This is a genomic window from Rhodococcus sp. 1R11 (genome assembly GCF_004563845.1).
GTDB lineage: Bacteria > Actinomycetota > Actinomycetes > Mycobacteriales > Mycobacteriaceae > Rhodococcoides.
In genome coordinates this window covers 1-25890 of record NZ_SPNG01000011.1, presented here as the reverse complement: position 1 = coordinate 25890, position 25890 = coordinate 1, and the positions used below count along the sequence as shown (strand labels likewise).

Here is a 25890-nt window from a genome sequence, read left to right as displayed (position 1 = left end):
GCAAGGAATGAATCGATGTTCTCGCTCAACAGGCTGTCCTGCTTCATCGCCGTCGCCGAGGAATTGCACTTCGGCCGCGCCGCCGAACGCCTGCACATGACGCAGCCGCCGCTCAGCAGGCAGATTCAACAGCTCGAGAGCGAGGTCGGCGTACAGCTGATCGACCGCACGAGCCGGTCGGTGACCCTGACGGCCGCGGGATTGGCCTTTCTACCCGAGGCACGACGCATCCTCGACCTCGCCGAGGGCGCATTGCTGACGGTGCGACGCGTTCCCACCGGAGACTTGGGGACCGTGGTTGTCGGATTCACCGGGGCATCGGCGCATGCGGTGCTCCCACAGCTGCTCGACGCGGCGCGCGAGAAGCTACCGGACGTGAAACTCGTTCTACGCGAGATGGTCTCGGCAGTACAGATGGAGTCTTTGGCCATCGGCGATCTGGATCTCGGGTTGGCCCGACCCCCGCTCAAGCGACCGGGCATCGCGTCCCGGCCGGTCCTGCACGAGTCGCTGATCGCGGCGATGCCCGAAGAACACCCGCTCGCCGAGAAGGACGAACTCTCGGTGGAGGACTTCGACGAACAGCCGATCATCATGTACTCGCCCGTCGATGCTCGGTACTTCCACGAACTGCTGATCAGTACCTTCACCATCGTCGGGGTCTCACCGCGCTACGTGCAGTACGTGACCCAGGTGCACACGATGCTGGTGCTCGTTCGCTCGGGAATCGGACTGGCCCTGGTGCCCGAGTCGGCGTCGACCATGCGGCCGGAAGGCGTTGTGTTCCGACCGGTTCGGACAGTGAAGGAACGCCCCGTCGAACTCGACGCCGCCTGGCGCGTCGACAACGACAACCCGGCACTGCACCGCTTCATGACCGACGTGCTGCCGACGCGCGAGTGGGTGTGATGCGACGCTGATCGAGTTGCGTACGGGACAGTGACCGCGCGAGTGCGGTACGAGATGGGGTTCGGTTCGTGAGTTGATCAGTCTTTGGGCGGCTTGGTGTCTTTGCCAGCGGCGACGTCACGGAGCCATTGAGGGACCGGCTTGTTGTCGTACTCGCGGAGTTTGATGGACGCTCCTGCGGCTGCTGCGCGTACCTTCCGGCGCTGCTCGGGGGTCCAGGCCCGGCGCGGTTCGGTGGTGGTCATGGGCGCTCCTCGCGGTGTGTTGTAGCCCCATTGTCGCTGTTGTCGTCGGTTTCCGCTAGGTCGTTGCTGTCGAGGTCGATGTCGGCGATCGCTTGCAATGTGTCGCGGTCGGTCTTAGCGATGAAGGGGGTCGCAGCGACGGTGCCGAATACTGTCCAGCCAAGTGCAGCCTCGTCGGGGTTGTCACTGACGGTCCGCTCCAGGCACCAGGTGATGCGTTGCCAGGATTGGGAACGATTGTCTGCCCGAGTGCGCTGGCTGACGGTTCCCACCACGCCGACGATGGCGAGCAGACCGACGATGAGGGTGACCCAGGCTTGTGCCGCCACTGGCTGGGTTCCTTTCAGGTGGGTTCGAGACAGCGCGGGTGGGGACCTTGCCGAGTGGTTGGCCTCAGACCGCCGGACCCACCCGCCACGCTCTCCCCCGTGGGTATGAAAACCGTAGCCCGACCCACCGACACGAATCGGCATGCGAATTCGAGCACCACTGAGGTTCGAGAACTCGCTACGCGAGATTTCTTGGAGAGATAGATCAGCGCATACCCACCGGAAGTTTCGTGCCGATGAGTTTCTGGGCAGCGCGCTGCAACGTCAACAGCTCACCTTTGTATCCTCCGCCGCCAACCTCACTACCGAATGCACGAACGCAGTATCGCCGGCCGGCCGGCCGGCCCAACTACCGCGGCGCCCCCACCGGCGGCTTGACGGCCGTCACCGGGCAATGCGCCTCGAGCAGTACGCGCTGAGAGATGCTGCCCATGAACAACTTTCCGACGGGCGATCGACGCCGGATGCCGATCACGACCAGCTGAGCCTGCTCGTCGAACGACAGGTCGATCAGGTTGTCGGCATGCGAGCGACCGGCCTCGTTGTCGTGAATTTTCGTCGTCACGCCGATCGCCGCCGCCTCCTCGCGAGCCGATTCGACGGTGGCAGCGAAGTCGGCGTCGGCCGCGCTGTTGCCCTCGGCCACGATGAGCAGGTCCGTTCCACGCATGTGCGCCTCGCGAAATGCGAAGGGCAGCGCACCTTTTCCTTCGACGGTCGGCGAGTAGCCGACAACGACGGTCACTTCGTCACCGGCGTGACGAGGGAGCCGTCGGCCAGGAAGCGATCGAGGTTCTCGAGAGTGAGCGCTTCCATCGCGGCCCGCGTCTCCACCGTCCCGCTGCCCACGTGCGGCAGCAGCACCACATTGTCCATCGCGAGCAAGGCGTCGGGCACGTTCGGTTCGTGGGCGAACACGTCCAGACCGGCTCCGGCCAGCTGACCTGCTGCAAGCAACTCGATCAGCGCCTCCTCGTCGACGACGCTTCCGCGGGCCACGTTGATCAAATATCCTTGCGGCCCCAGCGCTTCGAGTACCGAGCGATCGACCAGATGGGCCGTTCCCGAGCCGCCCGACGCGGCGACGATCAGTACGTCGACGCTCTCGGCGAGCGCTACAGGATTGGCCGCGTACGCATACGGTGAACCCTCGATCTCGTTGCGGTTGTGGTACGAGATGGGGCAGCGGAATGCGGTGAGCCGGTCCGCAATTGCAGATCCGATCCGGCCGAGCCCGATGATCCCGACTCGTTTGCCGGTGACCTGGCGGGTCAGCGGAGTGTTGCCCTCGGCCGGCCAGCGGCCGGCCCGTACGAATCGCTCCGCGGACGAGAGCCCACGCACGGTGTCGATCACCAGGCCGACAGCGAGATCCGCGACGCAGTCGGTGAGCACATCCGGGGTGTTGCTGACGCCGATGCCACGCGCGGTGGCCGCGTCGACGTCGGTGGTGTCGTATCCGACTCCGAAGTTCACGACGGCCCCGAGCTGCGGCAACCGCTCCATCAGCGCTGCGTCGACACCGGTTCGGCCGGAGGTGACGACAGCGGTGATCGACGGGCCGTGTTCGGCCAGGAACTGCTCGCGCTCGTCCCCGTCGGGCAAGGTCAGCGCGTCGTAGTCGGCAACCAGAGTGTCCATCAGGGACGGCTTCAGCGGCCCGACTCGGAGCACGCGGCCCCCTTGGCGTGAATCCTGTTGCAACACAGACTTTTCCTGTTGACCGGTGGTCACCGTTGTTCTCCTCGCGATGTGGTGGAGCGTGCGCGTTTCCTGTACGGTATGCCGCTTCTCGGATACCTGTCCAACACGCAAATAACATGGACCGATACCCAAACGGCATGAACGCGCCCCTCAGCATGCAGGTATACCTAACCCGTCTCGACGTTCGACCTGCTCAGAGGCGCTGAACTGCAGGCAGCCGCACAGATCCGGCAGGATTGTGACGTGGATAACGGGCTGAAACGTCGCTTTCGTCCGGTTGACGGTGGAGATCACCCACTCCTACCGTGTGTCTACCGTCACAGATCCGAATGCGGCTCGATGACGCGTATCCCTTTTCCCACTGGAGGCCACCATGAGCCCTGCACTCTCCGTGCAGCAGGGACGGACCCATCGCGTCGCCGCTATTGCTGTTGGCGCACTCGCACTTTCATTGATTGCAAGCAGCTGCACCGTCGCTAACTCGAGCAACGGACCAGCAGCCCGCGCGGACACCCTGCGCATCGTTCTGCCTCAGGAACCGCCCACCCTCGAAGCCTGCGACGTGTCGCTGACGTCGGTCGGAGTGGTCACTCGCTCGAACATCACCGAGCCACTGATGGAGCGCAATCCGAGTACCGGTGATCTCGAACCGAAGTTGGCGGACTCGTGGGAGCAGACCTCGGACACCGAGTGGACGTTCGCCATTCACCCCGGCGTGACATTCAGCGACGGCAGCCCCTTCGAGGCCGCGGATGCCGCGTTCTCGATCGACCGCACGGTCAATTCCGAACTGGGATGCAACGTCGAGGGTTACGTCTTCGGCGACGCGAACCTGGTGGTGAAAGCCGTGGATCCGTTGACGCTGACGGTGCAGTCACCCGAGCCGGATCCCATTCTGCCGCTGCGGCTCTCGTTCGTGGAGATGGTTCCACGCACTGCGAGCTACACCGAGCGGGTGCGCGAGCCGATCGGCACCGGCCCCTTCGCGATCGAGCGGTGGGACTACGGCCAGAAGCTCTCGCTGGTACGCAACGAGACCTACTGGGGTCCGAAGCCCGAATACGCCAGGGCCGAATACCAGTGGCGCAGCGAGGGCAGCGTCCGTGCCTCGATGGTGACCAACGGCGAGGCGGAGATCGCAACGTCGGTCGGACCGGAAGACGGTGCAGGCGACCTCGGCGTGGCCTATCCCAACAACGAGACCACGGCCCTGCGCATGCAGGCCACGCAACCGCCATTGGACGACATCCGGGTTCGGCAGGCGATCAACTACGCCATCAATCGCGACGGCATCGTCAAGGCGTTGTTCCGCGGGCTCGGTTCGCCTGCAGCACAGCTCATCTCCGAGGGGGTCGTGGGATACAACGCGGACCTGACGCCGTGGCCCTACGACATGGACAAGGCCCGCACGCTGATCGACGAGGCGCGGGCAGACGGGGTTCCGGTGGACACCGAGATCCGTCTCATCGGACGCACCGGGCAGTTCCCCAAGATCAACGAAACCGTAGAGGTCATTCAGAACTCGCTGTCCAAGATCGGCATGAACGTGAAGATCGAAATGATGGATGCCGCAGGAACCGCCGAATACCAGGAGCGGCCCTTCCCGGACGTCGGCCCGTATCTGCTGGTGATTCAGCACGGCAATCAAGCCGGCGACTCCGCGTTCACCGTCGATCAATACTTCACCAGTGACGGATTCCAGAGTGCCTACGGCACAGCGGACTTCGACAAGGAGATCGCCGCCGCCGGCGCACTCACCGGAGAAGACAGGCAGGCCGCGTACGCCCAGGTGTTCGCCGACGAACCGAAAGACATCATGCAGATGGCCTACATCGCGCACATGAACGGGGTGCTCGCCAAGGCCGCCTCGGTCGACTACACCCCGGACTCGGCCACGGTCGACGAAATGCATCTGGCCGCGATGACCCGCGCCGAGACCGAGAGGCCCTGACATGTTCAGATTTCTGCGCCGACGGATCTACACCAGCCTGATCCCGCTGTTCGTCGTTCTGTTGGGCGTCTTCTTCCTCGCCCGGCTCACCGGCGACCCCACCAGCCTGTACCTCCCCGAGTCCGCGACCCAGGCCCAACGCGAAGCATTCCGTGCCACCAACGGCTTCGATCAGCCGGTCCTGACACAGCTGTTGGACTACTTCAAGGGTGTCGTGCAACTGGACTTCGGGCAATCACTGCGCACCGGTGAGGACGCGTCGGCGATGGCCTTGCGCGCCTTCCCCGCAACGCTGCAGCTCGCCTTCGCGACGATGTTCCTCGCCATCCTCGGTGCGGTGATCATCGGCTGCTGGGCCGCATACCGGCCGAACTCGCTCGCCGATCGCATCTCGAGCCTGCTGTCGATGACGGCCGCATCCATCCCCGACTTCTGGTTCGCCATCATGGGCGTCTACGTCTTCGCCATCCTGTTCGGGTGGCTGCCCACCTCCGGCGTGGACAGCGGAATGCTCTCCTGGGTGTTGCCGATCGCCACGCTGCTCATTCGCCCGCTCGGAGTGCTGACGCAGGTGGTCCGCGGCGCGATGGTCTCGGCACTGTCGGCCCCGTACGTTCGATTGGCGAGAAGCAAGGGGGCAGGCGACCTTCGAGTTGTCACCCACCACGCTCTGCGCAACGCCGCGGCACCGGCGCTGACCGTGGCAGGCGACCTGATGGTCGGGCTCGTCAACGGAGCGGTGGTCGTCGAAGCCATCTTCGGCTGGCCCGGCATCGGAAAACTGATGATCGACGCCATCCTGCAACGCGACTTCGCCGTTCTGCAGGCAGCCGTGTTGCTGACGGCCGTGTCCATCTTCGTCCTCAACATCGTCATCGATGCCTGCTACGCACTGCTCGACGCCCGGGTTCGCGACAAGGTGAAGGTCTAGGTAAGTACATGTCACTCGACTTCGAAGCACCGAAAACATCCGAGCCGGAGGATGTTCCACCGACGGCTCCGGTGGAAGCCCGCAAGGCGTCGGCCCCGCTGTGGAAGCTGCTCCTGCGGGACAGGGTCGCCACCGTCGCTGCCGCAATCCTGGTGCTGGTCTTCCTCACCGCGATCTTCGGCCCGATGCTGGTCGGGGACGCCGCCACCGATCAGGATCTCGACCGCTCGAACCTGCCCCCGTTCACCCTCGACACCGGCTGGATGAACATCCTCGGCACGGATCCACTGGGACGCAGCATGTTGGCCCGGCTCATCGTCGCCAGCAGAACCACACTCTCGGTGGCCATTCCGGCCGTGATCCTCTCGGCGATCATCGGCTCCTTCATCGGTATGTGGGCCGGCTTCCATCGCGGCTGGCGCGAGACCGCGGCGATGCGCGTCGCCGACGTCATTCTCAGCTTTCCGTCCCTGCTGATGGCCGTCGTCGTGCTCTACGTCTTCTCGCCCAGTGCCGCGAACATCGTTCTGGTCCTGACGGTCACGCGTATCCCGATCTACCTGCGTACCGCCCGCGCCGAGTCCGCCGAATTGCAGAGTCGGTTGTTCGTGGATGCCGCTCGCACGTTCGGCGCGAAGAGCGGATCGGTGATCCGGCGTCACGTGGCCCCGATTCTGCTGCCGACCCTGCTCACCGTCGCCACCCTCGACTTCTGCTTCGTCATTCTCGCCGAATCGTCATTGAGCTTCCTGGGCATCGGCATTCAGCCACCGGATGTCTCCTGGGGCCTGATGGTCTCGCAGGGCCGTACCTACCTGCAGACCGCCTGGTGGCTCTCCTTCTTCCCCGGCCTGGCGATCGTGTTGACGACCGTCTCGGCCACCGTGCTCGCCGCCTGGGCGCGCATCGCCACCGACCCGGCGCAGCGCTGGCGACTCAACGTCCCCCGCTCCAAGCGGTCCCGCCTGCTCCCCGTACGAAAGGTCGTCTCATGAGCGCACCGGCAACTGCACCTCAGCGACCGGACACCGGCAGCGTCGCCCTGGATGTGCGAGGACTGACCGTCGATCTGCGGACGCCGTCGGGCGTCATCCGCGCCGTCGACAACGTCACCTTCAGCGCCCGCCGCGGCGAAACCCTGGCTCTACTCGGTGAATCCGGCTGCGGGAAGTCGATGACGGCACAGGCCATCGTCGGGTTGCTCGAGCCGATCGCCGACATCACCGGCGGCTCGGTCGAGATGGGCGAAGTAGACCTGGTGACCGCCAAGACCAAGGTGCGACGCACCATCGCGGCCACCGAACTGGCCATTGTCTTCCAGGATGCACTGACGGCGCTCAATCCCGTCTACACCGTGGGAACCCAACTGGCCGAGCCGTTTCGGATCCACCGGGGCATGTCGGCCAAGCAGGCGCGAGTCGAGGCCATCGCCCTGATGGCCCGCGTGGGTATCCCCGAGCCCGAATCGCGCGCCGACTCCTACCCACACCAGTTCTCCGGCGGTATGCGACAGCGTCTGCTGATCGCGATGGCCGTCGCCCTGAGTCCGTCGGTACTGCTGGCCGACGAACCGACCACCGCCCTCGACGTGACCGTGCAGGCGCAGATCATGGCACTGCTCAAGGAATTGCGCACCGAGCACGACATGGCCGTCGTACTCATCACCCACGACCTCGCTCTGGTCGCCGAAGAGGCCGATCGAGTGGCAATCATGTACGCGGGCAACGTCGTCGAAACCGGGTTGGTGTCGGACGTGTTCGGATCACCGCGCCATCCCTACACCAAGGGTCTGCTCGACTCGGTACCCGTCCACGCCGTGCGCGGTGAGGATCTGAAGTCGATCGGCGGGACCCCGCCGGATCTGCATTCGATCCCCGACGGATGCGTCTACCAGGCACGCTGCCCCATCGCCCGTGAGATCTGCATCAGTAGCCGCCCGCCGCTCGAATCCGTCGGCAACGGCCGCCTGTCGGCCTGCCACTTCCCGAACGAGGTATCGCGCAATGTCTGAGCAACTGTTGACCGTTCGTGGCCTGAACAAGACCTTCGACGTCGGCCGCGGAAAGCTGCGCGCTCTGGACTCCATCGACCTCGACCTGCGGCGGGGCGAAACCCTCGGCCTGGTCGGCGAATCCGGCTGCGGCAAGTCCACTCTCGCGCGGACGTTGATGATGCTCGAACGCCCGGACTCGGGCACCGTCGCCTTCGACGGCACGGATCCGTTCGCGCTCCGCGGCAAAGAACTCCTCGCCTGGCGCCGACGCGTACAGATGGTGTTCCAGGATCCGTACGGTTCACTGAACTCACGCATGACGGCCGGGGACATCATCGGTGAACCCTGGCGAACCCACAAGAGCCTGTACAAGACTCGACGCGACCGCTCCGCGCGGGTGCGCGAGCTGCTGCATCTGGTGGGCTTGCGACCGAGCGACGAGAACCGATTCCCGCAGGAGTTCTCCGGCGGCCAACGCCAGCGCCTCGGCATCGCGCGAGCTCTGGCGTTGAATCCCGACGTGATCATCTGCGACGAGCCGGTGTCGGCACTCGATCTCTCGGTCCAGGCGCAGGTGCTCAACCTGCTCAACGATCTGCAGAAACAACTCGGCATCTCCTACGTCTTCATCTCGCACGATCTCTCGGTCGTCCGACACGTCGCCGACCGAGTCGCGGTGATGTACCTGGGCCGTATCGTCGAATCCGGCGCTACCGAAGCAGTATTCGATCGTCCCGCGCACCCGTACACAGCGGCCTTGATGTCGGCGGCACCCACACTCGATGCGTCGACCCGCGGGACGAAGATTCTGCTGAAGGGCGAGGTGCCGTCGCCGCTGAATCCGCCGTCGGGATGCCGTTTCCGCACGCGCTGCTGGAAAGCAACCGACCTGTGCGCCAGTGAAGCACCCCCGGTGGCGCTCGATGCCGACGAGGCCGATCACATCGCCGAGTGCCATTACCCTCTCGTAGCAGGCAATCTCGGCCTCGTCGCTGCCGGGACGTGATGGCGACACACCTGAGCGTCACAGGATTCGTCGTCGTCGCGCTGGCCATCTTCTTCGCATCGGCGATGCAGGCGTCCATCGGCTTCGGCATGGGAATGCTCGCCGCACCCATCGTGGCCATCGTCGACCCCGGCCTCATCCCGGCGACGCTGATCATGCTCGCCGTCGTGGTCAGTGTCCTTGTGCTGGTTCGCGATCGCACGGCCCTCGACCTGTCCGGCGCAGGGTGGGCGCTCGCCGGTCGCCTGCCCGGCTCGGCGTTGGGCGCAGTTCTGCTCGTTCTGTTGCCCGAACGCGGACTGGCCATCCTGCTCGCACTGGTGGTGCTGGGCGGCGTCGCACTGACATCGTTCGGTTGGGTCCCTCTGCCGCACAAGCGAAATCTTGTGGTCGCGGGGGCCGCGTCGGGAATTCTGGGAACGGCCACCTCCATCGGCGGACCTCCAATGGCCCTGGTGTGGCAACGCAACACCGGTGCCGAACTCCGCAGCACCATGAGTTGCTTCTTCCTCGTCGGCTCACTCATTTCGCTGGCGGTCCTGGCGGTGGCGGGCGCGGTGGATGCCCACACCGCGACGCTGTTCGTGTTCCTGGCTCCGGCGACCGTTCTCGGATTCCTGCTCTCCCGAGTGGTCAATCGCGTTCTCGACCGTCGACGCCTGCGCATCACCGCAATCACCGTGTCGGCCGTCGGCGCACTCGTTCTCGTCGGGCAACAGGTACTCGCCCTGATGTGAGGGCCGTGTCACGTGTTGCATCGGCCGCGATGGGTAAGCGGTCACGATGACTACGAACACCACGCGCGCACTGATCGTCGGTGCCACCGGGATTTCCGGGCAGGCCCTGTGCCACGCCGCACTCGATGCAGGCTGGACCACCTACGGACTGAGTCGCAGCGGGAGTACCCCCGTCGACGGCGTTGTGCCGGTGGCGGCGGATCTGCTCGACGTGGCGTCGCTCGAGGAGGCACTGAAGGAAGTACGACCCGAGGTCGTGTTCTTCACGGCGTGGATGAAGAAGGACTCCGAGCAGGAGAACATCGAAGTCAACTCGGCGACCCTACGCAATGTGCTGAACGTTCTCGGGCCGCTCGGCACGGTGAAGCACGTCGCTCTGATGACCGGCCTCAAGCACTACCTCGGACCGTTCGATGCCTACGGTGAGGCAGTGATGGCCGAGACGCCGTTCCACGAGACCGAGGACCGCCTCGACACTCCGAACTTCTACTACGCGCAAGAGGACGAATTGTTCGCCGGTGCCGAGAAGTTCGGATTCGGTTGGAGCGTGCACCGCGCACACACCATCTCGGGATTCGCGGTCGGCAACGCGATGAACATGATGCTGACGCTGTCCGTGTACGCATCGATCTGCAAGGAACTCGGCGAGAAGTTCGTTTTCCCCGGTTCCGAGACTCAGTGGAACGGGCTCACCGACCTCACCGATGCCGACCTGCTCGCCGAGCAGATGGTCTGGGCCGCAACCGATGACAATGCGCACAACGAGGCGTTCAACATCGCCAACGGTGACGTCTTCCGCTGGCGCTGGCTGTGGCCGCAGTTCGCCGCGCACTTCGGCGTCGAGCCCGAGGGCTTCGACACCGAGCCGCGTCCCCTCGAACCCCGCATGTCCGACGCGGCTGCCGCGTGGAAGCGGATCGCCGAGAAGCACGATCTGGTGGAGAGCGACGTCTCACGGCTGGCGTCGTGGTGGCACACCGACGGTGACCTCGGCCGCGACATGGAATGCCTGACGGACATGAACAAGTCCAAGAAGGCCGGCTTTCTGGGCTTCCGCTCCACGCCCGATGCCATCGCCTCGGTGATTCAGCGTTACCGAGATGCGCGCCTGATTCCTTAGAGCGGCTGCGCCGCATGTGCGTGGAAACTCGACCCCTGCTACGAGTTTCCACTCACATGCGCGTAGCGCTCTCGCACCGCCGGCGTGGGATCTGCCTCGTATGTCTTCGAGTTGGCCTGTGCCCAGGTCGGCGGCTCACTCGTTCCGGCCAAAGTCCACGCCGCCTGGCGCGCTGCCCCGTCGGCGACGTATTCACCCGGCTCGGGAACGGCCACCGGCACGCCGAGAATTGCCGGGGCCAAGGCCCGCAACGCCGCGGACTTGGCACCGCCGCCGATGAGCAGCACGCGCCGCACGTCCACTCCCTGTGCACGCAGGTAGTCGATACCGTCGGCCAGTCCGCACAGCAGTCCTTCGACGGCAGCACGAGCCAGATGGCCAGGAGTCGAATTGTTCAGTCGCAGTCCATGAATCGCACCGGACGCATCGGGGAGATTGGGCGTCCGCTCGCCCTCGAAGTACGGCACCATCACCACACCGTCGCTCGTCGTCGACAGAGCCAACCGCGACAACTCGTCGTGATCGACGCCCAGCATCCGCGCCGTCGCATCGAGGACGCGAGCAGCGTTGAGCGTGCACACCAACGGCAGTTGACGCCCGGTGGCGTCGGCGAATCCGGCGACCAGGCCCGAACCGTCGGCCGCTGCTGCGGTGGTCACCGCCGAGACGACACCCGACGTGCCGATCGAGACCACCACATCACCGGGCTGCGCATCGAGAGCAAGCGCAGCAGCGGCATTGTCTCCGGTACCCGGGCCGATCAGCGCCCCGGCGGCAGTGCGGCCTATCGCCTCGTTCGGCGCAGCCACGCGGGGCAACAGTGGGTTGCGGCCACGAAAACCCAACTGCAACAGATCCGTTCGATACTCGTTCGTGGCCGCCGAAAAGTACCCCGTGCCACTCGCGTCACCGCGATCGGTGGCCAAGGCGTCGAGCCCCGACGCGCCACCGAGCTGCCAGCTGAGCCAATCGTGCGGAAGGCACACCGCCGCAGTGCGATCGGCGTTGTCGGGCTCGTTGTCGGCCAGCCACCGCAGCTTGGCGACGGTGATCGAGGCCAACGGAACCACGCCGACGGCGTCGGCCCAGGCCTGACCGCCGTCGCCACCGGTCTTCTCGCCGAGTTCCGCGATCAGATCTTCTGCCGCCTGGGCCGACCGAGTATCGTTCCACAGCAATGCTTTACGGACCACGGATCCGTTGTCATCGAGGCAGACCATGCCGTGTTGTTGAGCGCCGACCGACACCGCAGCGACATCGTCCAGCCCGCCGGCGGCGTCGACAGCCTCGTCGAGTGCTTCCTTCCACCGCTGCGGGTCGATCTCGGTGCCGTCGGGATGACCGGCACGGCCGTGACGCACCAACTCCCCGGTGTCGGCATCGCGAACGAAAACCTTGCACGATTGGGTGGAAGAGTCGATTCCGGCAACGAGAGCCACGATGAGCTGGTCCTTTCGTACGCAAGTGTGACCTACGACCCTACCCGCGGGGCGTGGTCGCCTCGGTCACCAGCGTGCGTGCACAGGCGATGGCCTGCTGGGTGGTGTCGAAGACGTGTCGAGCATCGTCGTCCTTGGTGGTGAACACGCCCAGAGCTGCGAGAGGACGCAGGTGCTCGGGCTTGGCACCGGAGATCAGGACGGTGATGTGTCGGTGTTCGAGTTCGGTGATGGTGTCCTTGAGAACCATGGCCCCGGTGGCGTCGATCGTCGTGACTCGGGACATGCGCAGGATCACCACCTTCACGTCCGAAACGTCGGCGAGTTCGAGCAGGAAACTGTGCGCTGCACCGAAGAACAGCGCACCGTCGATGCGATACGCGACGATGTGTTCCCGCAGCAGGTCGCCTTCTTCCTTCGAGACCGCATCGAGCGTGTTCAAGGGGACCTGCTCGACCGTGGCCGATCGCGCAACGGCCCGTAGAGCCAGGACGGCAGCGAACCCGACGCCGACCGCCACCGCCGTCACGAGATCGAAGACCACCGTGACGAGGAAGGTCGCCGCCATCACCACGGTGTCCCCGCGGCCGGCGCGGGTAATCGCCCGGATGGACGCGGTCTCGACCATCCGCACGGTGGTTGCGAGCAGCACTCCGGCCAGGGCCGCGAGCGGGATATCGGCAACCAACCCGGCCGCGGAGTACATGATGACGGCGAGGATCACCGCGTGAGTGAGGGCCGCGAGCCTGGTGCGGGCTCCGGATCGAACGTTGACCGCAGTCCGGGCGATGGCACCTGTGGCGGGGATGCCCCCGAACAGGGGTGCGGCGATGTTCGCAAGGCCCTGCCCGAACAACTCCCGATCGGGGTTGTGGCGAGCGCCGACGCCCATCGAGTCGGCAGCGGTGGCGGACAACAACGATTCCAGGGCAGCCAGAGCGGCGACCGCACACGCCGGGGCCAGCAACGCCGTCACGTCACCCAGGTGGAAGAAGCCCAGACTCGGGGCGGACAACGACGACGGAATGGTGCCGATGCGGGCGATGTCCAGATCGAACAGCTGGGTGGCCACGGTGGCGGCAGCAACCGCGACCAGTGAGAACGGGATCTTCGGTGCGAGGCGGCCGCCGACGAGCATGACGATCGCGACGGCGATCGCCACAGCGGGGGTGAGGATGCTCGCGTGTGCGACGAACGAACGGGCAGCATCGAACGCGGACTGCCAGACCTTGTCGCCTTCCGCGTCGGTGATACCTAGTGCAGACGGAACCTGTTGCAGTGCAATGACAACGGCGATGCCCGCGGTGAATCCTTCGATGACGGGTGCCGGCATGTACCGCACAGCTCGGCCGATGCCCGCTACCGCTAGCACCAACAGAATGATCCCGGCCAGCAGCCCGACCGCGAGCACTCCCGTCGGCCCGTATTCGGCAACGATCGGAACCAGCACCACCGTCATGGCACCGGTCGGACCCGATACCTGGAACCGTGAGCCCCCGAATACTGCGGCCACGACTCCCGCGATGATGGCCGTGGTCAGCCCCGCCGCTGCACCCAGACCGGTGCTGACTCCGAATCCGAGCGCGAGGGGCAGAGCCACCAGCGCCACGATCAGGCCGGCGAGAAGATCCGAACCTGGTGCGCGCAGCGCGGGCTTCCACTCGCTCCACCTGGGTAGAAGGGCGGATACTGCCCTCAGGGCGACGTTCGTGCGGGTGCGTTTCGTCGGTTCGGACATGCGACGCTTCCTGAGAGCTCATCGTTCCTGATCCAGTTGATTGCTAAGTTTAGCAAGTAATGAATCAGACGCGACGAGATGCTGCACACCATCCTCGAACGTCAGCTCAGGTGCGCGATCCGGACTCGCCGTCCAACAGTTCCACCTGGTTGGCCACCACTCCCGTCAATATCTCCCTGGCCACCACCAGGAGGTCCGCCACTTTCGGCGACGTCAGCGTGTACGAGACCGACAAACCCTCCCGAGTGCCCTCGATGAGACCCGCGCGACGCAGAATCGACAACTGCTGCGACAGATTCGCCGGCTCGATGCCCACCTCGGGCAGCATCTCGGACACGGCGTGTTCGCGCTCGCTCAACAGCTCCAGCACTCGAATGCGCGCGGGATGAGCCAACGTCTTGAAGAAGTCGGCCTTCATTCGGTACAGCGGCCGACTCGAATCCGTGGCCATGACGTCCTTCCGCTTCGTCGAACACTGCAGCAGGCTACTTGCGAACACTAGCAATCAGCCGTTGAGAAGGACGACGTCAGTGCCCCTGCCGAAACTCCGCTACCTTCACTGGCATGCGCGGAGAACCGGAGGAATCGACCGACTTCAGGCTGACCGTGGCCACCGCGGCCCTGGATCTGTTCTCGGTCAAGGGCTACGACTCGACGACGGTCGACGACATCGCGGTGGCGGCCGGAATCTCGCGTCGGACGTTCTTTCGACAGTTTCGTGCCAAAGAAGACGTCGTCTTCGCCGATCACGAGATTCTGCTCGAGCAGGTCGACGCTCTGCTCGCGACCAACACCGGCGACCCATGGCAGGCCGTCTGCGATTCCGCACAGCTGGTGTACGAGCGATTCTCGGACTGGAAAGAGATGTCGCGGCTCCGATATCAGGTGGTACATCGAATTCCCGCCCTGCGCGATCGCGAGATCGTCACCGTGTTCCGCTACGACCGCCTCTTCGTCGAATACCTGCAGCGGGCGCTGCCCGACCACCCCCATCTGGAGATCCTGCAGTTCTCCGCGTCGGTGACCGCGACCCACAACTACTTTCTACGACGCATGATCCGTGACGGCCTGCCGACGTCCGTGACCGACCTGCGCGCAGCGTTGGCGCAGGTCCGCGCCCAGTCCTCGGGAGACGTCGTGGTCGCGACATTCCCGCGGGGCACGTCCGTGAACACCGTCGCCGACGCGTTGGCCCGCCACCTCCCCGAGTAACCCCAGCCCAAGATGGCACTCAGTGCCGTCTCGGCGAGCCCCACCCTTGAATCGAGGCCGGTGCAGTCGTACACTGGCGTGAAGCTTGGCACTGAGTGCCCCTTCCTGGACAGTGCTGTACCCCCGACATCGCGAGGAGCGTGGCCGACATGGCCGGAAATCCCGACTTCGATCTCTACCAATCACCCGAGGAGCACGAGGAGCTGCGCGCAGCGATCCGAGCACTGTCGGAGAAGGAGATCGCCCCGTACGCCAAGGAGGTCGACGAGGACTCGCGCTTCCCGCAGGAGGCGCTCGATGCCCTCAACGCATCCGGCTTCAACGCCGTGCACGTCCCCGAGGAATACGACGGTCAGGGTGCCGACTCGGTTGCCGCCTGCATCGTCATCGAAGAGGTCGCCCGTGTCTGCGGCTCGTCCTCACTGATTCCCGCCGTCAACAAGCTCGGCACGATGGGCCTCATCCTCAAGGGCTCCGAGGAGCTCAAGAAGCAGGTCCTGCCCTCGCTCGCAGGCGGCGCGATGGCGTCGTACGCACTGTCCGAGCGTGAGGCCGGCTCCGACGCCGCCAGCATGCGCACCCGTGCGAAGGCCGACGGAGACGACTGGATACTCAACGGCTCCAAGTGTTGGATCACCAACGGCGGCAAGTCCGACTGGTACACCGTCATGGCCGTCACCGATCCCGACAAGGGCGCCAACGGCATCAGCTCGTTCATCGTGCACAAGGACGACGAAGGATTCGTCGTCGGCCCGAAGGAGAAGAAGCTCGGAATCAAGGGTTCGCCCACCGCGGAGCTCTACTTCGAGAACTGCAAGATCCCCGGAGACCGCATCATCGGCGAGCCCGGCACCGGATTCAAAACTGCGCTCGAAACTCTCGACCACACCCGCCCCACGATCGGTGCACAGGCCGTCGGCCTCGCTCAGGGCGCTCTCGACGCAGCCATCGCATACACCAAGGACCGCAAGCAGTTCGGCACATCGATCTCGAGCTTCCAGGCCGTGCAGTTCATGCTCGCCGACATGGCGATGAAGGTCGAAGCTGCCCGCCTGATGGTCTACAGCTCCGCAGCACGCGCCGAGCGCGGCGAGAAGAACCTCGGGTTCATCTCCGCCGCAGCGAAGTGCTTCGCATCCGACGTCGCGATGGAGGTCACCACCGACGCCGTCCAGCTCTTCGGCGGTGCCGGTTACACCACCGACTTCCCCGTCGAGCGCATGATGCGCGACGCCAAGATCACGCAGATCTACGAGGGCACCAACCAGATTCAGCGTGTCGTCATGTCGCGGGCGCTGCTCAAATGAGCAACATCGAACTCGTAGGCGTCATCGGCGGCGGCACCATGGGCGCCGGTATCGCCGAAATGTGTGCCCGCTCCGGTAGCTCGGTGCTGATCCTCGAAACCAGCCAGGCCACGGCCGACGCAGCCGAGGCACGCCTGGACAAGTCGTTTGCGCGAGCCGTCAAGTCCGGCCGCATCGAAGCCGACGCGGCCGAGAAAGCCCGCGCCGCAATCTCGTTGACGCTCGATATGAACGATTTCGCCGATCGCGACCTCGTGATCGAAGCGGCACCGGAGATCGAATCGCTCAAGCTGGATCTGTTCGGCAAGCTCGATTCCATCGTCAAGCCCGAAGGAATCCTGGCGACGAACACCTCGTCGATTCCGGTCATCAAGATGGCCAACGCGACGAAGCGTCCCGGCCAGGTCGTCGGAGTGCATTTCTTCAACCCGGTTCCGGTGCTGCCGTTGGTCGAAATCGTCGTCAGCCTTCTCACCAGCGAAGAGACCGTCGACGCCGTCACCGATTACGCGGCGAACACCCTGGGCAAGAAGACGATTCGCGCCGGCGACCGAGCCGGATTCATCGTCAACGCGTTGCTCATCCCGTACATGGTCTCGGCCATCCGGATGCTCGAGTCCGGCTTCGCCAGCGCCGAGGACATCGACGACGGCATGGTGAACGGTTGCGCCCACCCCATGGGACCGTTGCGTCTGACCGACACCGTCGGCCTCGACGTCACCCTCGCGGTCGCAGAATCGCTGTACGCCGAATTCCGCGAGCCGCATTACGCTCCGCCCCCGCTGCTGCAGCGCATGGTGGACGCGGGAATGCTGGGTCGCAAGAGCGGCAAGGGTTTCTACACGTACTCCTAGCCCGCAGCCTTGCCTTTCCGGCACGCCCCCCTCTGGATCAATGCGGCATTCAGCTACTCCAAGTAGCTGAATGCCGCATTCATCCGTTGGCGGGGATGGCGGGGATGGCGTAGACCACGGAGAGACCCGACTCAGTTTGCTTACGGGCGACTCTGGGCATTCGGCGTGGAGACGGAATCGAGCAGCAGGTTCCCCACGCAATGAATACCAGGTTCGGAGACGACCCCATCGTGAGTGATCAGTACACCTTCACCAATCCCGTCACGCAGTACCGCCAGGACGGATTCCCTGAGCAGCACCAGGATCCGCCGGGCCTCGCTGCCGATCTACAGCCCCTGGCCGACCACGGCGAGCAGACGTACCGCGGGTCCGGACGCCTGACCGGCCGTAAGGCCTTGATCACCGGTGCCGACTCCGGCATCGGGCGTGCGGCAGCCATCGCCATTGCCCGCGAAGGTGCCGACGTGGTTCTCAATTACCTGCCGTCGGAAGAGAAGGACGCTCAGGACGTCGCGCAGCTGGTTCGCGACGCGGGCCGCACCGCCGTCCTGGCACCGGCAGATCTCACCGACGAGAAAGCTGCCCGCGCTCTCGTGCACACCGCCGTCGACGAGCTCGGCGGCTTGGACCTGTTGATCAACGTGGCAGGCAAGCAGCAGTTCGTCGAGGATCTGGCGGACCTGACGTCGGAGCAGTTCGACCAGACCTTCAAAACCAATGTGTACGCACTGTTCTGGATCATTCAGGAAGCGGTGCCGCACATGCCTGCCGGTTCGACGATCGTGAACACCAGCTCCATCCAGGCGTACACACCCTCGCCCGGTCTGGTGGATTACGCGACGACGAAGATGGCCATCAACACCATCAGCAAGGCACTGGCGCAGCAGTTGGCACCGAAGGGAATTCGGGTCAATGTCGTTGCGCCCGGACCATTCTGGACTCCGCTGCAGGCAGCGGGCGGGCAGCCGACGTCGGCCCTGCCCGAATTCGGCAAGGAAACCCCACTGGGCCGGGCAGGTCAGCCGGCCGAGATCGCGGGCGCGTACGTGTACCTGTCCTCAGCGGAATCGGGATACGTCACCGGAGACACCCTCAACGTCAACGGCGGAATGCCGACGCCGTAGTCGCGGTCCGCTGTGCGCTCTGCGTGAATGGACCATTCACACCCGTCTGGGCTCGTGAATGGTCCATTCACGCATGCGGGAGACGTCAGTCCTTCGGGCCACCGGCTGCGTAGACGACCTGGCCCGAGATGAAGCCGGCACCCTCGCTGACGAAGAACGACGCCAGATGGGCGATGTCATCGGGATGTCCGACGCGATTGACCGGAATCTGCGATGCCGCAGCAGCTTTGAAGTCGTCGAACGACATTCCGACCCGCTCGGCGGTGGCGGCCGTCATCTCGGTTTCGATGAATCCGGGGGCGATAGCGTTGGCAGTGACGCCGAACTTGCCGAGCTCGATGGCGAGTGTCTTGGTGAATCCCTGCATGCCGGCCTTGGCCGCGGAGTAATTCGCCTGACCGCGGTTACCCAGGGCAGAGGTGCTCGACAGGTTCACGATGCGACCCCACTTGGCGTCGATCATGTGCTTCTGCACCGCACGCGTCATGAGGAACGAGCCGCGCAGGTGCACGCCGAGCACGGAATCCCAGTCCTGCACCGTCATCTTGAACAGGAGGTTGTCGCGGGTGATGCCTGCGTTGTTGATCAGTACGGTCGGCGCACCGAACTCACTCGCGATGCGGTCGACTGCAGTCTGCACCGACTCCTCGTCGGCCACGTTCGCGCCGATGGCCACGGCCTGGCCACCTGCGGACTCGATAGCGCCGACGGTGTCGCTGCACGCGGCCTCGTCGAGGTCGACCACGGCCACTCCGAAACCATCCTTGGCCAGTCGTTTGGCCACTGCTGCACCGATGCCCCGGGCACTGCCGGTGACGATGGCCGTCTTGATCTGATCACTCACGAGTATCTCCTGAAAAGTTGCCGCTACGATCGGTCACCTGTTTCTACCAGGCCCATTTCGAGGGTGGCCAGACCCCGGCTCGATCAGTACGCAGCCACCGCTCCGTCGAGTGCTTTCTGCATTCCCTCTGCCACTACACGGGTGATGTCGATCGGTTTCTGCGGCAGATCGGTGATGGGGGTATCGAAGTAGACGCTCGCCTGCTTCACTTTCGCCGAGCCGGGGCCGTAGCTCAGCCCGATGCAGATCAACGTCGGCTCGACGCCGAGTTTGCGGGCCCGCATCGCGATGTGGCCGATTCCGCTGCCGACGTGTTGCACCGTCGTCGGATCCTCGAGGTTGCAGGTGCCTTCCGGGAACACGGCGAGGTCGTCGCCTCGCTTCATTCTTTCGGCACTGATGTCCATCATGCGGTTGCCTGCCGCGCTGACTGCCCGCATCCCGTGATTCTTGCCGCGAAAGACAGGAATGCCGCCCATCATGTCGATTCGCTTGCGCTGCTTGGGTTCCTGGAACAATTCGTCCTTCGCGAGCACTCTGGTGCGCCCGATCACCGGTCGCAGCGGCGACGCCCAGGCCGCCGCTGCGAGGGTGTACGGATCACTCTCGGTGAGGTGATTGACCGCGATGAGCAGACGGGCGTTGTCGTACACCAGACGCCGCAACTCCTCCCGGGCACCGTCGGAGTACGACACCCGCGGGCGGAAGCGTCGGGCGAGGGCGGCGTACGCCAGCCTCGCAACCTGACGATTCTGCTGATGCCGCAGATAGAAGTCGTACACCGTCTCGTCGTTCTCGAGAATTACCGCAGGCCGATCCATGACGCGAGCTTAGCCTCACTCGCGCGAGGAGCCCATAGCCCGGATGCCGACGACCAACCCGACCGCCGCAGTGGCCGCGGCTGCGACGACACCTGCCGTCACCGTCGAACTCACGAAGTCTCCGGCGAACAGTGCACGTTCGGCGTCGACGAGATATCCGAGCGGGTTGATGTTCACCAGGAACTGCATCCACCCCGGTGCGGCCGTCAGCGGCAACATCGTGCCCGAGAGGATCAGCAGCGGGAACATCAACGTCTGCTGAATGGACCAGAACACCCAATCCTGGCCCCGCACAGCCAAAGCCAACGCGTAGGACAGTGCGCCGAGCCCGACGCCGAACACCCCGAGCAGCACGATTCCCACAGCGGCACCGATCGGATTCACGGACAACCCGAGCGGCAATGCGACCAGAACGATCAACACGGCCTGCGCAGCGAGCGGCACCATTTCCTTGAACGCCCGCCCGACGAGCAGAGCAGATCGCGGCAACGGGGTCACCAACATTCGCTCGTGAGAACCCTGCTGCAACTCTGCCAGCAGATTCGAGCCGGTCATCGAGGTTCCGAAGATGGTGATCATCGCGAGAACACCCGGCACGAACCAGTCCCAGACACTTCCGTCGCCTAGACCGGGGACATCGGTGAGCAGTGGGCCGAACAGAGCGAGCAGGATCAGCGGTTGGACGAGACTGAAGATGACGGTGAACGGATCGCGCACCATCGGCCGCAATTCCCGACCCATCACCAAAGCGCTTCCGGAGAGAACGTTCATCGGAGTTCTCCTGCCGTGCTCGAGTTGTCGAGTGCTGCGGCACTTTCTCGAAGACTACGGCCGGTGAGTCCGAGGAACACGTCGTCGAGAGTCGGTCGGGTCATGTCCGCGGTGAGTACTCGGACACCGTGTAACTCGCTCCGCCGCAGCACTTCCGGGAGAACGACTTCGGCGCGTCCGACACGCAGGTTCAGCCGCGAACCGGATCTCGTGACATCTCTGATGCCGTCCATTCCGTCGAGAAGTGGAAGGAGCGCCGACGCGTCGGACACGGTGAGAACGATCAGATCGCCTGCCAGTTCCGATTTCAGCGACGCGGCGGTGTCGTCGGCGATGACGGTTCCGTGGTCGACGACGATGACCCGCTCGGCCATCGAATCGGCCTCGTCGAGGTAGTGGGTGGTCAGAACGATGGTCGTGCCCATCTCGCGTCGCAGCCGGAGGATGTGATCCCACAGGTTGGCCCGACTCTGCGGGTCCATTCCGGTGGTCGGCTCGTCGAGGAACAACAGTGCCGGCCTGTGCACCAGCCCCAGGGCGATATCGAGTCGGCGACGCTGTCCGCCGGAGAGCGTCGAGACGGTGCGCGAGCGCAGTTCTCCGAGTTCGAGCGCGTCGATCAATTCGTCTGCGCGAGTTCGTGATCGCTGACGAGTCATGCCGTAGCACAGGCCTTGCACGACGAGTTCGTCTCGCACGCGCTGGTTGTGTCCCGCGCCGTTTCCCTGCCCCACATAGCCGAGACTGCGCCGGACACTGTCCCGGTCCCGGCCCACGTCGAACCCCGCGATCCGGGCCGAACCCGACGTCGGTGCCAGCAGCGTGGTGAGCATTCGCAGCGTGGTCGACTTGCCCGCACCGTTGGGGCCGAGGAGAGCGACCAGTTCTCCCTCACCGATCGTCAGATCGATGCCGCGCACCGCCTCCACGGTCTTCTTGCCCTGCCGAAAAGTCTTGGTCAATCCCGATGTTTCGATCATCTCGTGCGCCCCTCGTCGTATCGGTGAATCCGTACGAGAGGAGACGCTAGAAACGATCGCGGTCAGCTACGGTCCGCGATGCCCGACGCGGGCGAACTAGCCGAACACCGGGAACTTGCGCTTGCTGGCGAGCTCGTCCATGCCGGCCTGAATACTGGCGCGGACCTCGTCGTATTTCGCGTCGACGTAGGCCTCGTCGTCACACCGCGCCGGATCGTGGTCGAGCTCGACCGGAGGCATGAACCGGGTTCGGATCTTGGCGGGCAACGGAATCTGCGGCAACGCGGCAGGCGCGATGATCCACGGCAGCGAGATGGCGATGGGAAAGACCTTCAGGCGCGCAAATCTGTCCAGTCCGAGCGCCTTTGCGAGCTTGTCGCCTCGAATGAGCACCGGCATGGCGTCGGCCCCGCCCACGGTCGCCACCGGCACGATGGGCACACCCATCCGGATCGCAAGCTTGACGAAACCGGTTCTACCACCGAGTGTCGCCTCGTCACGCTTGCTCCACGGCCGCAGCGAATCGACCTCACCACCGGGCCACACGATCACATCCCGGCCCTCGGCCAATGCGGTCGACATCGAGTCCGGCGCCGCAGGCAACACACCCATGGATCGAAAGACCCTGCCGATCAACGGAAATGCCATCAGCGCGTCGTGCGCAGTGCCGTGCAGGATTCGCTTTTCGCCGAAATGCCGCCACCACTGCGCACCCACCGTCCACGCGTCCCACACGAACGGCGCACCCGAATGCACTCCGACGACGAGAACCGGAGACTCGGGAATCGTCTCCCAACCGTCGATCTCCATCCGGAAGTAGCGATCCATCACCCCGTTCCAGAGCTTCTGCTGACGGTCCATCGCCACGGTGTTCTGATCGTCGAGGTCCCAGTCGCCTGCGCGGTCGGCGACCACGGACCCGAGGCCACCCGACGCCTTGGCGCGTCGCTCCTTCATCTTCAGACGAGCCGCCGCGGCATAACGCTGCGCTTGCTCGCGTAGAGCGTCCTTCGAAGGCTTGTCGGAGCTGTCCCCACCCACTACGTGATCCCCATCACTCATACCCGCACGGTACTCCACCACGAACTCCAGGTCCGACGACCGTGCTCGGTATCCCCGCGCGGGCACCGCAGTGTCCGTTATGGTCGAATCTCGAGCCGAGTGAACGAGGTACACAGATGGATCCGATCGAACCGGCGTACGGGACGACTCCCCTACTCCTGATCGCCGCAGCGGCCGTCGCAATTCTGCTGTTCCTGATCATGAAGGTGAAACTGCACGCCTTCGTCTCGCTGGTTCTGGTCAGCGCCGTCACCGCCGTCGCAGCGGGGATCCCACTGGCAGACGTGCCGTCGGCATTGCTCTCGGGCTTCAGTTCCACCCTCGGTTCGGTCGCTCTACTCGTCGCCCTGGGGGTGATGGTCGGCCGGTTACTCGAAATCACCGGTGGCGCTCAAGTATTGGCCGATACTCTGATCAACCGATTCGGAGCCAAGCGCGCACCACTCGCCCTCGGTGTCGCCGCGCTCATCTTCGGCTTCCCCATCTTCTTCGATGCCGGTCTCGTCGTCTTTCTGCCGATCATCTTCACCGTCGCACGACGGTTCGGCGGGTCGGTGCTGCTGTACGCACTTCCGACCGCAGGCGCGTTCGCTGCGATGCACGCCGTCGTTCCCCCGCACCCCGGTCCCGTCGCCGCCACGGAACTCCTCGGCGGAGACATCGGATCGGTCCTTCTCGTCGGCGTTCCCGTTGCCGTCGTCGCGTGGTTCGTCGGCTCGTATCTCGTGGGTACCCAGCTCGGCAAACGATTCGTCACCATGCCTGCAGATCTCTTCGCAGACGGGTCGCAGAATTCGGAAGAACACGACAAGGAGATGGCCGCACTCCGCGACCCGGCCCCGAAGTTCGCAGCGGTGCTGTTCATTCTGTTGACGCCGCTCGTGCTCATCTCGCTCAACACCGTCGTCAACACTCTGACGACCTCGGGTGTGCTGACCGGAGACGAAACCTGGGCAGCGGCCCTGACTCTCATCGGCCAAACGCCGATCGCGCTGCTCATCACCCTGCTGTTGGCCCTGTTCATCCTCGCGCCCGGACGCTTCCCGGTGGCCGAGGGTGCGAAGTACATGGACCAGGCTCTCGGTCCGATCTGCTCGATCATCTTGATCACCGGTGCCGGCGGCATGTTCGGTGGGGTGCTGCGGGCCAGCGGCATCGGCCAGTCTCTGACCGCCTCGTTGTCCGATCTCGGACTGCCGATCCTGTTGCAGGCCTTCCTGATCGCCACCGCGCTACGCGTCGCGCAGGGTTCGGCCACCGTCGCCCTCACCACCACCGCCGGGCTGATCTCGGTGCAGGTCGCCGAATTGGATCTGAGCAACTTCAAGATCGCGCTGTTGGTGTTCGCACTCGCCGCCGGAGCGACCGTGCTCTCCCACGTCAACGATTCCGGCTTCTGGCTCGTCAGCCGCTTCTTCGGCATGGACGAGAAGACCACCCTCAAGACCTGGACGGTCATGGAAACGACACTGGGACTTGCCATCTTCGCTGTCGCATCACTGCTGTGGGTGGTGTTCTAGCGCCTCACCCGGACGAGGGTCACTGCACCGGAACGAGGATTCTCCACGCCCCCAGTGCGAGTGCGCCGACGGTGACGACGAGGAACAGTCCGACCCAGACGATGCCGGGCAGGAACGTCAGCCGAGCCAGTTGATCGGCGTCGGAGTCCCGCGCCCGTCCCGCACTTCGGGATTTCTGCAGTTCGAGAACGGGCCTCGGACCGGCGATCAGCAGGAAGAACGTGATGAAGTACGCCGCGGCGACCTGTTGTTCCCCGGTACCCCACCAGGACACGACGAACAGCAGTCCACCGACGGTGACGAGGGACAGTAGTCCGTAGATGTTGCGAATCATCAACAGCATCAACGCAATCGAGATGATGCCGATCCACAGCACGGCCGAGGCTCGCTGTGTACCCAGTACCAGAGCGGCTCCGAGGCCGAGAAGCGACGGACCGACGTAGCCTGCGAAGGTCATGGCGATGACACCGAGTCCGGTGGGTTTGCCCTTGGAGATTGCGACGCCGGAGGTATCGGAGTGCAGTCGCAGACCCATCAGCTGTCGGCCGGTGATCAGCGCAACGAACAGGTGCGCACCCTCGTGCGCGATGGTCACCACGTTGCGTGCAATTCGCCAGGTCTGCGGCAACACGACGATGACGAGCGCCGCCAGGGCAGCCACTTGGACGATCCACACGGGTGGATCAGGACTCACCGCGGAAATGCGGTCCCAGAATTCGTTCACACCACAGTATGCGGCTTCGCCGCAGTGGTGCGGTTATGTGCCGCTGGGGGCACATGGGAGTGGAGCCTGCGGAACGACCCGCAGGCCTTGTCGCACCACTGCCGCAGGCACCTCAGGACGCGCGCGCCTCGGCCTTGGCGCGTTCGCGGGCCAGCGAACGATCTCGCATCTCCTCGAACTTGGTGGCCTGACGCTCGAGGTCTTCGAGGAACGCGGCGAGTTCCTCGCGCTTGTTCTCACCGCGTGCGGTGAAGTCGTTGCGCTCGAACACGCTCCACTTGCGCAGCACCGGCCAGACGACATCTTCGAGGTGCTGACGCAGGTCGTAGATGCCGTGCTTGGCCATCAACACACCGTTGCGGCGGAAGTTCGGCATGCCGGCACCGGGCATGACGAAGTTCGTCACGATGTCCGAGACGGCCTGCAACGTCTGATCCGGCGAGATGTCCATCGCTGCGCCGGTGATGTTGCGGTAGAAGATCATGTGCAGGTTCTCGTCGGCGGCGATGCGTTGGAGCATGCGGTCGGCGATCGGGTCGTCGCAGACCTTGCCGGTGTTGCGGTGCGAG

General features: G+C 64.7%; 27 protein-coding genes. 13 read left to right on the top strand and 14 right to left on the bottom strand.

Annotated elements, in window-relative coordinates:
- The first annotated feature begins 15 nt into the window (after positions 1-15).
- Positions 16-909, top strand: coding sequence for a LysR substrate-binding domain-containing protein (locus E4P29_RS18860; protein WP_135046696.1), 894 nt, complete (start codon positions 16-18; stop codon positions 907-909).
- 77 nt (positions 910-986) lie between these two features.
- Here E4P29_RS18860 and E4P29_RS25985 read toward each other — a convergent pair whose 3' ends face one another.
- From E4P29_RS25985 to E4P29_RS18845, 4 genes are all read right to left on the bottom strand, one after another.
- A complete protein-coding gene (locus E4P29_RS25985; RefSeq protein WP_167735537.1) occupies positions 987-1154 on the bottom strand; it encodes a hypothetical protein in 168 nt (55 codons plus the stop codon).
- Positions 1151-1483: a hypothetical protein gene (locus E4P29_RS18855; RefSeq protein WP_135046695.1), complete on the bottom strand. Its 333-nt coding sequence runs from the start codon at positions 1481-1483 to the stop codon at positions 1151-1153. The genes E4P29_RS25985 and E4P29_RS18855 overlap by 4 nt, the downstream gene beginning before the upstream one ends.
- 349 nt (positions 1484-1832) lie before the next feature.
- Complete coding sequence (locus E4P29_RS18850; protein ID WP_135046694.1) at positions 1833-2228, bottom strand: universal stress protein; 396 nt, start codon at positions 2226-2228, stop codon at positions 1833-1835.
- A complete protein-coding gene (locus tag E4P29_RS18845) occupies positions 2225-3124 on the bottom strand; it encodes a 2-hydroxyacid dehydrogenase (RefSeq protein WP_167735553.1) in 900 nt (299 codons plus the stop codon). The genes E4P29_RS18850 and E4P29_RS18845 overlap by 4 nt, the downstream gene beginning before the upstream one ends.
- A 436-nt stretch (positions 3125-3560) precedes the next feature.
- On the opposite strand from E4P29_RS18845, the gene E4P29_RS18840 reads away from it, so the two are divergent.
- From E4P29_RS18840 to E4P29_RS18810, 7 genes are read left to right on the top strand one after another with little or no spacing between them, the layout of a single operon-like run.
- Positions 3561-5138, top strand: coding sequence for an ABC transporter substrate-binding protein (locus E4P29_RS18840; RefSeq protein ID WP_135046693.1), 1578 nt, complete (start codon positions 3561-3563; stop codon positions 5136-5138).
- A 1-nt stretch (position 5139) separates the two neighbouring features.
- The gene (locus E4P29_RS18835; protein ID WP_027495305.1) at positions 5140-6069 is read left to right on the top strand and encodes an ABC transporter permease; all 930 of its coding nucleotides are present in this window, start codon (positions 5140-5142) and stop codon (positions 6067-6069) included.
- A gap of 8 nt (positions 6070-6077) precedes the next feature.
- Positions 6078-7064 (top strand): ABC transporter permease, encoded by a 987-nt coding sequence (locus tag E4P29_RS18830; protein ID WP_032400489.1) that lies wholly within the window; start codon positions 6078-6080, stop codon positions 7062-7064.
- The gene (locus tag E4P29_RS18825; protein ID WP_135046692.1) at positions 7061-8080 is read left to right on the top strand and encodes an ABC transporter ATP-binding protein; all 1020 of its coding nucleotides are present in this window, start codon (positions 7061-7063) and stop codon (positions 8078-8080) included. The genes E4P29_RS18830 and E4P29_RS18825 overlap by 4 nt, the downstream gene beginning before the upstream one ends.
- Positions 8073-9068 (top strand): oligopeptide/dipeptide ABC transporter ATP-binding protein, encoded by a 996-nt coding sequence (locus E4P29_RS18820; RefSeq protein ID WP_135046691.1) that lies wholly within the window; start codon positions 8073-8075, stop codon positions 9066-9068. The genes E4P29_RS18825 and E4P29_RS18820 overlap by 8 nt, the downstream gene beginning before the upstream one ends.
- A gap of 11 nt (positions 9069-9079) precedes the next feature.
- Positions 9080-9805: a sulfite exporter TauE/SafE family protein gene (locus E4P29_RS18815; RefSeq protein WP_167735552.1), complete on the top strand. Its 726-nt coding sequence runs from the start codon at positions 9080-9082 to the stop codon at positions 9803-9805.
- Between the two features lie 46 nt (positions 9806-9851).
- Positions 9852-10925 carry an SDR family oxidoreductase gene (locus tag E4P29_RS18810; protein WP_135046689.1) on the top strand — a complete coding sequence of 358 codons (1074 nt, stop codon included), beginning with the start codon at positions 9852-9854 and terminating at the stop codon, positions 10923-10925.
- 38 nt (positions 10926-10963) lie between these two features.
- Here the strand turns inward: E4P29_RS18810 and E4P29_RS18805 are convergent, their stop codons facing one another.
- The 3 genes from E4P29_RS18805 to E4P29_RS18795 form a co-directional block, all read right to left on the bottom strand.
- Complete coding sequence (locus tag E4P29_RS18805) at positions 10964-12364, bottom strand: FGGY family carbohydrate kinase (RefSeq protein WP_135046688.1); 1401 nt, start codon at positions 12362-12364, stop codon at positions 10964-10966.
- 40 nt (positions 12365-12404) lie between these two features.
- On the bottom strand, positions 12405-14102 hold the full coding sequence (locus E4P29_RS18800) for a SulP family inorganic anion transporter (protein ID WP_135046687.1): 1698 nt from the start codon (positions 14100-14102) through the stop codon (positions 12405-12407).
- A 106-nt stretch (positions 14103-14208) separates the two neighbouring features.
- The gene (locus tag E4P29_RS18795; protein WP_027495297.1) at positions 14209-14553 is read right to left on the bottom strand and encodes a metalloregulator ArsR/SmtB family transcription factor; all 345 of its coding nucleotides are present in this window, start codon (positions 14551-14553) and stop codon (positions 14209-14211) included.
- A 113-nt stretch (positions 14554-14666) separates the two neighbouring features.
- On the opposite strand from E4P29_RS18795, the gene E4P29_RS18790 reads away from it, so the two are divergent.
- The 4 genes from E4P29_RS18790 (at position 14667) to E4P29_RS18775 (ending at position 18599) form a co-directional block, all read left to right on the top strand.
- On the top strand, positions 14667-15314 hold the full coding sequence (locus E4P29_RS18790; protein ID WP_135046686.1) for a TetR family transcriptional regulator: 648 nt from the start codon (positions 14667-14669) through the stop codon (positions 15312-15314).
- Between the two features lie 149 nt (positions 15315-15463).
- Positions 15464-16621 (top strand): acyl-CoA dehydrogenase, encoded by a 1158-nt coding sequence (locus tag E4P29_RS18785; protein WP_027495295.1) that lies wholly within the window; start codon positions 15464-15466, stop codon positions 16619-16621.
- A gap of 5 nt (positions 16622-16626) precedes the next feature.
- Positions 16627-17475, top strand: a complete 849-nt coding sequence (locus E4P29_RS18780) for a 3-hydroxybutyryl-CoA dehydrogenase (RefSeq protein ID WP_280634554.1) — start codon at positions 16627-16629, stop codon at positions 17473-17475.
- Positions 17476-17675: 200 nt separating this feature from the next.
- Positions 17676-18599 (top strand): glucose 1-dehydrogenase, encoded by a 924-nt coding sequence (locus E4P29_RS18775; protein ID WP_080736605.1) that lies wholly within the window; start codon positions 17676-17678, stop codon positions 18597-18599.
- Positions 18600-18684: 85 nt separating this feature from the next.
- Here the strand turns inward: E4P29_RS18775 and E4P29_RS18770 are convergent, their stop codons facing one another.
- From E4P29_RS18770 to E4P29_RS18750, 5 genes are all read right to left on the bottom strand, one after another.
- Positions 18685-19443, bottom strand: a complete 759-nt coding sequence (locus E4P29_RS18770; protein WP_027495292.1) for an SDR family oxidoreductase — start codon at positions 19441-19443, stop codon at positions 18685-18687.
- Between the two features lie 83 nt (positions 19444-19526).
- Entirely contained in the window at positions 19527-20264 is a 738-nt protein-coding gene (locus E4P29_RS18765; RefSeq protein WP_135046684.1) for a 1-acyl-sn-glycerol-3-phosphate acyltransferase, read from the bottom strand.
- A gap of 15 nt (positions 20265-20279) precedes the next feature.
- Positions 20280-21035, bottom strand: coding sequence for an ABC transporter permease (locus E4P29_RS18760; protein WP_135046683.1), 756 nt, complete (start codon positions 21033-21035; stop codon positions 20280-20282).
- The gene (locus E4P29_RS18755) at positions 21032-22015 is read right to left on the bottom strand and encodes an ATP-binding cassette domain-containing protein (protein WP_135046682.1); all 984 of its coding nucleotides are present in this window, start codon (positions 22013-22015) and stop codon (positions 21032-21034) included. Before E4P29_RS18755 ends, E4P29_RS18760 begins: the two co-directional genes overlap by 4 nt.
- Before the next feature lie 96 nt (positions 22016-22111).
- A complete protein-coding gene (locus tag E4P29_RS18750; RefSeq protein ID WP_135046681.1) occupies positions 22112-23077 on the bottom strand; it encodes a lysophospholipid acyltransferase family protein in 966 nt (321 codons plus the stop codon).
- A gap of 116 nt (positions 23078-23193) precedes the next feature.
- On the opposite strand from E4P29_RS18750, the gene E4P29_RS18745 reads away from it, so the two are divergent.
- Complete coding sequence (locus tag E4P29_RS18745; protein WP_135046680.1) at positions 23194-24597, top strand: GntP family permease; 1404 nt, start codon at positions 23194-23196, stop codon at positions 24595-24597.
- Positions 24598-24616: 19 nt separating this feature from the next.
- Here the strand turns inward: E4P29_RS18745 and E4P29_RS18740 are convergent, their stop codons facing one another.
- Both E4P29_RS18740 and E4P29_RS18735 read right to left on the bottom strand, forming a co-directional pair.
- Positions 24617-25321 carry a M50 family metallopeptidase gene (locus tag E4P29_RS18740; protein ID WP_032369542.1) on the bottom strand — a complete coding sequence of 235 codons (705 nt, stop codon included), beginning with the start codon at positions 25319-25321 and terminating at the stop codon, positions 24617-24619.
- A 112-nt stretch (positions 25322-25433) separates the two neighbouring features.
- A partial coding sequence (locus E4P29_RS18735; protein WP_167735536.1) for an acyl-ACP desaturase occupies positions 25434-25890 on the bottom strand: 457 nt, incomplete at its 5' end.

Bases quoted from the DNA above. Each gene is read 5' to 3' on its own strand.
- E4P29_RS18790 (WP_135046686.1), top strand. From the start codon at position 14,667: ATGCGCGGAGAACCGGAGGAATCGACCGACTTCAGGCTGACCGTGGCC.
- E4P29_RS18795 (WP_027495297.1), bottom strand. From the start codon at position 14,553: ATGGCCACGGATTCGAGTCGGCCGCTGTACCGAATGAAGGCCGACTTC.
- E4P29_RS18810 (WP_135046689.1), top strand. From the start codon at position 9,852: ATGACTACGAACACCACGCGCGCACTGATCGTCGGTGCCACCGGGATT.
- E4P29_RS18860 (WP_135046696.1), top strand. From the start codon at position 16: ATGTTCTCGCTCAACAGGCTGTCCTGCTTCATCGCCGTCGCCGAGGAA.
- E4P29_RS25985 (WP_167735537.1), bottom strand. From the start codon at position 1,154: ATGACCACCACCGAACCGCGCCGGGCCTGGACCCCCGAGCAGCGCCGG.
- E4P29_RS18755 (WP_135046682.1), bottom strand. From the start codon at position 22,015: ATGATCGAAACATCGGGATTGACCAAGACTTTTCGGCAGGGCAAGAAG.
- E4P29_RS18830 (WP_032400489.1), top strand. From the start codon at position 6,078: ATGTCACTCGACTTCGAAGCACCGAAAACATCCGAGCCGGAGGATGTT.
- E4P29_RS18750 (WP_135046681.1), bottom strand. From the start codon at position 23,077: ATGAGTGATGGGGATCACGTAGTGGGTGGGGACAGCTCCGACAAGCCT.
- E4P29_RS18785 (WP_027495295.1), top strand. From the start codon at position 15,464: ATGGCCGGAAATCCCGACTTCGATCTCTACCAATCACCCGAGGAGCAC.
- E4P29_RS18845 (WP_167735553.1), bottom strand. From the start codon at position 3,124: ATGGACACTCTGGTTGCCGACTACGACGCGCTGACCTTGCCCGACGGG.
- E4P29_RS18840 (WP_135046693.1), top strand. From the start codon at position 3,561: ATGAGCCCTGCACTCTCCGTGCAGCAGGGACGGACCCATCGCGTCGCC.
- E4P29_RS18745 (WP_135046680.1), top strand. From the start codon at position 23,194: ATGGATCCGATCGAACCGGCGTACGGGACGACTCCCCTACTCCTGATC.
- E4P29_RS18760 (WP_135046683.1), bottom strand. From the start codon at position 21,035: ATGAACGTTCTCTCCGGAAGCGCTTTGGTGATGGGTCGGGAATTGCGG.
- E4P29_RS18800 (WP_135046687.1), bottom strand. From the start codon at position 14,102: ATGTCCGAACCGACGAAACGCACCCGCACGAACGTCGCCCTGAGGGCA.
- E4P29_RS18765 (WP_135046684.1), bottom strand. From the start codon at position 20,264: ATGGATCGGCCTGCGGTAATTCTCGAGAACGACGAGACGGTGTACGAC.
- E4P29_RS18825 (WP_135046692.1), top strand. From the start codon at position 7,061: ATGAGCGCACCGGCAACTGCACCTCAGCGACCGGACACCGGCAGCGTC.
- E4P29_RS18775 (WP_080736605.1), top strand. From the start codon at position 17,676: ATGAATACCAGGTTCGGAGACGACCCCATCGTGAGTGATCAGTACACC.
- E4P29_RS18820 (WP_135046691.1), top strand. From the start codon at position 8,073: ATGTCTGAGCAACTGTTGACCGTTCGTGGCCTGAACAAGACCTTCGAC.
- E4P29_RS18835 (WP_027495305.1), top strand. From the start codon at position 5,140: ATGTTCAGATTTCTGCGCCGACGGATCTACACCAGCCTGATCCCGCTG.